The organism is Escherichia sp. E4736 (assembly GCF_005781225.1).
Lineage (GTDB): Bacteria > Pseudomonadota > Gammaproteobacteria > Enterobacterales > Enterobacteriaceae > Escherichia.
In genome coordinates this window covers 243,175-251,008 of sequence record NZ_VATT01000015.1, presented here as the reverse complement: position 1 = coordinate 251,008, position 7,834 = coordinate 243,175, and the positions used below count along the sequence as shown (strand labels likewise).

The 7,834-nt window shown below is 53.0% G+C and carries 9 protein-coding genes; 8 read left to right on the top strand and 1 reads right to left on the bottom strand.

All coding sequences use genetic code 11. The annotated features are described in order from the left end of the window. Window positions 1-219 precede the first annotated feature (219 nt). A complete protein-coding gene (gene rsmC, locus FEK46_RS12395) occupies window positions 220-1,251 on the bottom strand; it encodes a 16S rRNA (guanine(1207)-N(2))-methyltransferase RsmC (protein WP_001272309.1) in 1,032 nt (343 codons plus the stop codon). Window positions 1,252-1,353: 102 nt separating this feature from the next. On the opposite strand from rsmC, the gene holD reads away from it, so the two are divergent. From holD to FEK46_RS12355, 8 genes are all read left to right on the top strand, one after another. Beyond that, window positions 1,354-1,767, top strand: a complete 414-nt coding sequence (gene holD / locus FEK46_RS12390) for a DNA polymerase III subunit psi (RefSeq protein ID WP_130204768.1) — start codon at window positions 1,354-1,356, stop codon at window positions 1,765-1,767. Then, window positions 1,736-2,182 carry a ribosomal protein S18-alanine N-acetyltransferase gene (gene rimI, locus FEK46_RS12385; protein ID WP_001092450.1) on the top strand — a complete coding sequence of 149 codons (447 nt, stop codon included), beginning with the start codon at window positions 1,736-1,738 and terminating at the stop codon, window positions 2,180-2,182. The genes holD and rimI overlap by 32 nt, the downstream gene beginning before the upstream one ends. Before the next feature lie 14 nt (window positions 2,183-2,196). Then, window positions 2,197-2,874 carry a pyrimidine 5'-nucleotidase gene (gene yjjG, locus FEK46_RS12380; RefSeq protein ID WP_000870705.1) on the top strand — a complete coding sequence of 226 codons (678 nt, stop codon included), beginning with the start codon at window positions 2,197-2,199 and terminating at the stop codon, window positions 2,872-2,874. Window positions 2,875-2,964: 90 nt separating this feature from the next. After that, window positions 2,965-4,554, top strand: a complete 1,590-nt coding sequence (gene prfC, locus FEK46_RS12375) for a peptide chain release factor 3 (RefSeq protein WP_000175943.1) — start codon at window positions 2,965-2,967, stop codon at window positions 4,552-4,554. Between the two features lie 401 nt (window positions 4,555-4,955). Beyond that, on the top strand, window positions 4,956-5,561 hold the full coding sequence (osmY, locus tag FEK46_RS12370) for a molecular chaperone OsmY (RefSeq protein WP_130217540.1): 606 nt from the start codon (window positions 4,956-4,958) through the stop codon (window positions 5,559-5,561). Window positions 5,562-5,687: 126 nt separating this feature from the next. Continuing rightward, window positions 5,688-5,849 (top strand): DUF1328 family protein, encoded by a 162-nt coding sequence (locus FEK46_RS12365; RefSeq protein WP_000490275.1) that lies wholly within the window; start codon window positions 5,688-5,690, stop codon window positions 5,847-5,849. Window positions 5,850-5,970: 121 nt separating this feature from the next. Next, a complete protein-coding gene (locus tag FEK46_RS12360) occupies window positions 5,971-7,044 on the top strand; it encodes a patatin family protein (protein ID WP_130204772.1) in 1,074 nt (357 codons plus the stop codon). After that, window positions 7,041-7,823, top strand: coding sequence for a metal-dependent hydrolase (locus FEK46_RS12355; RefSeq protein ID WP_135560105.1), 783 nt, complete (start codon window positions 7,041-7,043; stop codon window positions 7,821-7,823). The genes FEK46_RS12360 and FEK46_RS12355 overlap by 4 nt, the downstream gene beginning before the upstream one ends. The last annotated feature ends 11 nt before the right edge of the window (window positions 7,824-7,834 follow it).

Genomic DNA, 7,834 nt, shown 5'->3' with positions numbered 1-7,834 from the left:
CCAATTCCGCCACCTTCGCATACCATCAATTCTTAAAAAAGAATTGCTACCACGGAGGCGCATTCTAGTGGTTTTCAGCTTTTCGTCAATAGTTAATTATCGCCTGATGTGTAATTGCTGGAAAAATGGCCATCAGCGGATTGTGGATAATTCGTTTGTCGGTCGGATAAAGCGTTCACGCCGCATCCAACACGACATGCGGCGACAGGTGCCAGATACTTAACCTTTCTTCGCCTGGCGGGTCATAATGGCGCGATATACCTTGAAGCGCCCGGTTTGCGCGATAACTTCATGGAAGCCAAATGTCTCATCCAGCACGTCCGGGTAAGGCAGGAAGGCGTTCGCTACAATTCGCAGCTCGCCGCCGCTGTTAAGATGACGCACCGCGCCGCGAATCAGCGTTTGCGCCGCATCCAGGCTGGTTTGCATCCCATCGTGGAACGGCGGATTGGAGATGATCATATCAAAACGACCTTTCACCTCGGAAAAGACGTTGCTGGCAAAGACTTCACCTTCAACACCGTTGGCAGCAAGCGTCGCACGGCTGGCTTCTACCGCTGGCGCAGAGACATCGCACAGAGTGAGACGAATTTTTGGCGAATGGCGCGCAAAGGCAACCGAAAGCACGCCCGCGCCACAGCCGACATCCAGCACTTTACCTTTGGTGTGCGGAGTTAACGTCGAGAGCAGCAACTGGCTACCGACATCCAGACCGTCGCGGCTAAACACGCCAGGCAGTGTTTTGACCGTCAGGCCATCAACGCTGTATTCGCCCCAGAATTTATCGGCATCAAACTCCGGCTGTTTTTCCAGACGACCAAAATAGAGCCCACAGCGACGGGCGCTGTCGACTTTATTCAACGGCGCATAATCTGCCAGCATCTGCTCGGCGCTGCGCACGCCGCTGCGGTTCTCGCCAACGACAAAAATATCCGTCCCCACCGGCAGCAGAGAAAGTAAATTCATCAACTGGAACTGGGCTTCTGGTTTATTCTTCGGCCAGTAGTAAATCAGCGTATCGCAATCTGCGACATCATCCGCTGTGGCGACCAGACTAAAACGGGCGTTATCCCCCATCTGGCGGCTTAACACCTGCCAGTGGTGGAATTGCTGGGTATGAGCACGGCTGGCCGCGGTATCTAAACGCGCGGGCAGGTCATCCTGTAAGTCTCCGGCAAACAGAATACGGCTTTGTTCGAAATCATCACTGTGACGCAGCAAGACTTCACTTGCCGGGGTAAATGCAGACATGGAATGCTCCTCAATTGATACTGGCGGCGATTATAGCCATATGTTGGCGCGGTATCGACGAATTTGCTATATTTGCGCCCCTGACAACAGGAGCGATTCGCTATGACATCCCGACGAGACTGGCAGTTACAGCAACTGGGCATTACCCAGTGGTCGCTGCGTCGCCCTGGCGCGTTGCAGGGGGAGATTGCCATTGCGATCCCGGCACACGTCCGTCTGGTGATGGTGGCAAACGATCTTCCCGCCCTGACCGATCCCCTGGTGAGCGACGTTCTGCGTGCATTAACCGTCAGCCCCGATCAAGTGCTGCAACTGACGCCAGATAGGATCGCGATGCTGCCGCAAGGCAGTCGCTGCAACAGCTGGCGGTTGGGTACTGACGAACCGCTATCACTGGAAGGCGCTCAGGTGGCATCACCGGCGCTCACCGAATTACGGGCAAACCCAACGGCACGCGCCGCATTATGGCAACAAATTTGCACATATGAACACGATTTCTTCCCTCGAAACGACTGATTTACCAGCGGCTTTCCACATTGAACAACGCGCCCACGCCTTTCCGTGGAGTGAAAAAACGTTTGCCAGCAATCAGGGCGAGCGTTATCTCAACTTTCAGTTAACGCAAAACGGCAAAATGGCGGCGTTTGCGATTACGCAAGTGGTGCTGGATGAAGCTACATTGTTCAATATTGCGGTCGATCCCGACTATCAGCGTCAGGGGCTGGGAAGGGCGCTGCTGGAACATCTGATCGACGAACTGGAAAAACGCGGCGTGGCGACGCTATGGCTGGAAGTCCGTGCTTCAAACGCTGCCGCCATTGCCCTGTACGAAAGTTTAGGCTTTAACGAGGCGACGATTCGCCGCAATTACTACCCCACCACGGACGGTCGCGAAGACGCCATCATCATGGCGTTGCCAATCAGTATGTAAGACAAGGTGGAATAATGAAGTGGGACTGGATTTTCTTTGATGCCGATGAAACGCTGTTTACCTTTGACTCATTCACCGGCTTGCAGCGGATGTTTCTTGACTACAGCGTCACCTTTACCGCTGAGGATTTTCAGGACTATCAGGCCGTTAACAAGCCACTGTGGGTGGATTATCAAAACGGCGCGATCACTTCATTACAGCTTCAGCACGGGCGTTTTGAAAGTTGGGCCGAACGGCTGAACGTCGAGCCGGGTAAACTCAACGATGCCTTTATTAATGCGATGGCAGAAATCTGCACGCCGCTGCCGGGCGCGGTTTCCCTGCTTAACGCCATTCGTGGTAACGCCAAAATCGGCATAATCACCAACGGTTTTAGCGCCTTGCAGCAAGTGCGTCTGGAACGCACGGGCCTGCGTGATTACTTCGATTTGCTGGTGATTTCCGAAGAAGTTGGCGTTGCCAAACCGAATAAGAAAATTTTCGATTATGCGCTGGAACAGGCGGGCAATCCTGACCGTTCACGCGTGCTGATGGTTGGCGACACTGCCGAGTCCGATATTCTCGGTGGCATCAACGCCGGGCTTGCGACCTGCTGGCTGAATGCGCACAATCGCGAGCAACCAGAAGGCATCGCGCCCACCTGGACCGTTTCTTCGTTGCACGAACTGGAGCAGCTCCTGTGTAAACACTGATTGCCTCCCCCCCGTTGATGGGTAAAATAGCCGCAATTTTTCGTTTTCAACAAGCGCGGCGCGATGCCGCTTACTCAAGAAGAAAGAATTATGACGTTGTCTCCTTATTTGCAAGAGGTGGCGAAGCGCCGCACTTTTGCCATTATTTCTCACCCGGACGCCGGTAAAACTACCATCACCGAGAAGGTGCTGCTGTTCGGACAGGCCATTCAGACCGCCGGTACAGTAAAAGGCCGTGGTTCCAACCAGCACGCTAAGTCGGACTGGATGGAGATGGAAAAGCAGCGTGGGATCTCCATTACTACGTCTGTGATGCAGTTTCCGTATCACGATTGCCTGGTTAACCTGCTCGACACCCCGGGGCACGAAGACTTCTCGGAAGATACCTATCGTACCCTGACGGCGGTGGACTGCTGCCTGATGGTTATCGACGCTGCAAAAGGTGTTGAAGATCGTACCCGTAAGTTGATGGAAGTTACCCGTCTGCGCGATACACCGATCCTCACCTTTATGAACAAACTTGACCGTGATATCCGCGACCCGATGGAGCTGCTCGATGAAGTTGAGAACGAGCTGAAAATCGGCTGCGCACCGATCACCTGGCCGATTGGCTGCGGCAAGCTGTTTAAAGGCGTTTACCACCTTTATAAAGATGAAACCTATCTCTATCAGAGCGGTAAAGGCCACACCATTCAGGAAGTCCGCATTGTTAAAGGGCTGAATAACCCGGATCTCGACGCAGCTGTCGGTGAAGATCTGGCACAGCAGCTGCGTGACGAACTGGAACTGGTGAAAGGCGCATCTAACGAGTTTGACAAAGAGCTGTTCCTTGCGGGCGAAATCACCCCGGTATTCTTCGGTACTGCGCTGGGTAACTTCGGCGTCGATCATATGCTGGATGGCCTGGTGGAGTGGGCGCCTGCGCCGATGCCGCGTCAGACCGATACCCGTACCGTAGAAGCGAGCGAAGATAAATTTACCGGCTTCGTATTTAAAATTCAGGCCAACATGGACCCGAAACACCGCGATCGCGTGGCGTTTATGCGTGTGGTGTCCGGTAAATATGAAAAAGGCATGAAACTGCGCCAGGTGCGCACCGCGAAAGATGTGGTGATCTCCGACGCGCTGACCTTTATGGCGGGCGACCGTTCGCATGTTGAAGAAGCGTATCCGGGCGACATCCTTGGTCTGCACAACCATGGCACTATTCAGATCGGCGACACCTTTACCCAGGGCGAGATGATGAAGTTCACCGGTATTCCGAACTTCGCGCCAGAACTGTTCCGTCGTATCCGGCTGAAAGATCCGCTGAAGCAAAAACAGCTGCTCAAAGGGCTGGTACAGCTTTCCGAAGAGGGCGCGGTGCAGGTGTTCCGTCCGATCTCCAACAACGATCTGATCGTTGGTGCGGTTGGTGTGCTGCAGTTTGATGTGGTGGTATCGCGCCTGAAGAGCGAATACAACGTCGAAGCGGTGTATGAGTCAGTCAACGTCGCCACCGCTCGCTGGGTAGAATGCGCGGACGCGAAGAAATTCGAAGAGTTCAAGCGTAAGAACGAAAGCCAACTGGCGCTGGATGGCGGCGACAACCTCGCTTACATCGCTACCAGCATGGTCAACCTGCGCCTGGCGCAGGAGCGTTACCCGGACGTTCAGTTCCACCAGACCCGCGAGCATTAATTCTTGCCTCCAGGGCGCGGTAACCGCCGCGCCCTGTCAATTTCCCTTCCTTATTAGCCGCTTGCGGAATGTTCTTAAAACATTCGCTTTTGCTTATGTTTGCGCATTTTTTAGTCGATACGGCGAGCGGTTTCAAAATTGTGATCTATATTTAACAAAGTGATGACATTTTTGACGGCTTTAAATACCGATCAATACGTAGATATCAGTATTTAAAACCGTTAACTGTCATCCGATTGATATTAATAACTGATTCAGAGGCTGTAATGGTCGTTATTCATCACTCATCGCTTTTGTGATGGCGACCATTGACTTCTGTACAGGGTGAAGTCTCTCCCTTTCAGCAATGCAACCTCGTGTTGCCTGGCTCAAATTACGAGCAAACATACAGGAATAAATCGATGACTATGACAAGACTGAAGATTTCGAAAACTCTGCTGGCTGTAATGTTGACCTCTGCCGTCGCGACCGGCTCTGCTTTTGCGGAAAACAGCGCGCAGACAACCAATGAAAGCGCAGGGCAAAAAGTCGATAGCTCTATGAATAAAGTCGGTAATTTCATGGATGACAGCGCCATCACCGCGAAAGTGAAGGCGGCCCTGGTGGATCATGACAACATCAAGAGCACTGATATCTCTGTCAAAACCGATCAAAAAGTGGTGACCCTGAGTGGTTTCGTTGAAAGCCAGGCCCAGGCCGAAGAGGCTGTGAAAGTGGCGAAAGGCGTTGAAGGCGTGACCTCTGTCAGCGACAAACTGCACGTTCGCGACGCTAAAGAAGGTTCTGTGAAGGGCTATGCGGGTGACACCGCCACCACCAGTGAAATCAAAGCCAAACTACTGGCGGATGACATCGTCCCTTCCCGTCATGTGAAAGTTGAAACCACCGACGGCGTGGTTCAGCTCTCCGGTACCGTCGATTCCCAGGCACAAAGCGACCGTGCTGAAAGTATCGCCAAAGCGGTAGATGGTGTGAAAAGCGTTAAAAATGATCTGAAAACTAAGTAATTCGTCGTAATTCGTTCTCCCGAACTTTGTCGGGAGGCGCGATGTGCACCACACTAAAAATATCGCATTGAGTGATTTTCACGCTCATATCAAGCGGTGACATTAACTATGGTAAAGGAGACGCTTATGTTTCGTTGGGGCATCATATTTCTGGTTATCGCGTTAATCGCCGCCGCACTTGGGTTTGGTGGTCTGGCCGGTACCGCTGCAGGCGCAGCTAAAATTGTCTTTGTCGTCGGGATTATTCTGTTCCTGGTGAGTTTGTTTATGGGCCGAAAACGACCCTAGATTTCAAACTATTAAGAAAATTTTATACAAGGCCAGTCCAGCGGACTGGCTTTTGCGGTTTTAGCGAATAATAAATTGCGTTACTTTGTCAGTCTTTCACAACAAAAACAGGAAGGCAGAGGTGGGGCAGCGAATACCTGTAACGCTTGGTAATATTGCGCCGTTGTCGCTAAGGCCGTTCCAGCCTGGACGAATTGCTCTGGTGTGCGAAGGCGGCGGGCAGCGTGGAATTTTCACGGCTGGTGTGCTGGATGAGTTTATGCGCGCGCAGTTTAATCCTTTCGATCTTTATCTCGGCACATCTGCCGGGGCGCAGAACCTTTCGGCATATATCTGCAATCAGCCCGGTTACGCGCGCAAAGTCATCATGCGCTATACCACAAAACGCGAATTTTTCGATCCAGTGCGCTTTGTACGTGGAGGAAATCTTATCGATCTCGACTGGCTGGTGGAGGCCACCGCAAGCCAGATGCCGTTGCAAATGGACACCGCCGCGCGGCTGTTTGACAGCGGTAAATCCTTTTATATGTGTGCCTGTCGTCAGGATGACTACGCGCCGAATTACTTTTTACCAACCAAACAAAACTGGCTGGATGTGATTCGCGCCTCCAGTGCGATACCTGGTTTTTATCGTAGCGGAGTGTCGCTGGAAGGCATTAACTACCTGGATGGTGGGATCAGTGATGCGATTCCGGTTAAAGAGGCGGCAAGGCAGGGAGCAAAAACGTTGGTCGTCATCCGCACCGTGCCGTCACAAATGTACTACACGCCGCAGTGGTTCAAGCGCATGGAACGCTGGCTGGGTGACAGTAGCCTGCAGCCGCTGGTCAATCTGGTGCAGCATCATGAAACCAGCTATCGTGACATTCAGCAGTTTATTGAGAAACCACCGGGCAAGCTGCGGATATTCGAAATTTATCCGCCGAAGCCATTGCATAGTATTGCGCTCGGTAGTCGGCTTCCGGCACTGCGCGAAGACTATAAACTTGGGCGTTTATGCGGTCGTTATTTCCTCGCCACGGTTGGCAAGCTATTAACTGAAAAAGCGCCGCTTACCCGCCATCTGGTGCCAGTGGTGACGCCGGAATCGATAGTCATTCCGCCTGCGCCAGTCGCCAACGATACGCTGGTTGCCGAAGTGAGCGACGCTCCGCAGGCGAACGACCCGACATTTAACAATGAGGATCTGGCTTGATTTGCCGTTTTATCGACACCCACTGCCATTTTGATTTCCCGCCGTTTAGCGGCGATGAAGAGGCCAGCCTGCAACGCGCGGCACAAGCGGGCGTAGGCAAGATCATTGTTCCGGCAACCGAGGCGGCAAATTTTGCCCGCGTGTTGGCACTGGCGGAAAATTATCAGCCACTGTATGCCGCATTGGGCTTGCATCCGGGTATGTTGGAAAAACATAACGATGCATCGCTGGATCAGTTACAGCAGGCGCTGGAAAGGCGTCCGGCGAAGGTGGTGGCGGTGGGGGAGATCGGCCTGGATCTCTTTGGCGACGATCCGCAATTTGAGAGGCAGCAGTGGTTGCTCGACGAACAACTGAAACTGGCGAAACGCTACGCTCTGCCGGTGATCCTTCATTCACGGCGCACGCACGACAAACTGGCGATGCATCTTAAGCGTCACGATTTGCCGTGCACTGGCGTGGTTCACGGTTTTTCCGGCAGCTTGCAGCAGGCCGAACGGTTTGTACAGCTGGGCTACAAAATTGGCGTAGGCGGTACTATCACCTATCCACGCGCCAGTAAAACCCGCGATGTCATCGCAAGATTACCGCTGGCATCGTTGTTGCTGGAAACCGACGCGCCGGATATGCCGCTCAACGGTTTTCAGGGGCAGCCTAACCACCCGGAGCAGGCTGCCCGTGTGTTTGCTGTGCTTTGCGAGTTACGCCCGGAACCTGCGGATGAGATTGCCGAAGTGTTGCTTAATAACACGTATGCGGTGTTTAACGTATGTGGGTAGTTTGTCTTTCG

Coding starts and splice junctions, on each gene's coding strand:
- osmY (WP_130217540.1), top strand. CDS start 4,956: ATGACTATGACAAGACTGAAGATTTCGAAAACTCTGCTGGCTGTAATG.
- rsmC (WP_001272309.1), bottom strand. CDS start 1,251: ATGTCTGCATTTACCCCGGCAAGTGAAGTCTTGCTGCGTCACAGTGAT.
- yjjG (WP_000870705.1), top strand. CDS start 2,197: ATGAAGTGGGACTGGATTTTCTTTGATGCCGATGAAACGCTGTTTACC.
- holD (WP_130204768.1), top strand. CDS start 1,354: ATGACATCCCGACGAGACTGGCAGTTACAGCAACTGGGCATTACCCAG.
- rimI (WP_001092450.1), top strand. CDS start 1,736: ATGAACACGATTTCTTCCCTCGAAACGACTGATTTACCAGCGGCTTTC.
- FEK46_RS12365 (WP_000490275.1), top strand. CDS start 5,688: ATGTTTCGTTGGGGCATCATATTTCTGGTTATCGCGTTAATCGCCGCC.
- prfC (WP_000175943.1), top strand. CDS start 2,965: ATGACGTTGTCTCCTTATTTGCAAGAGGTGGCGAAGCGCCGCACTTTT.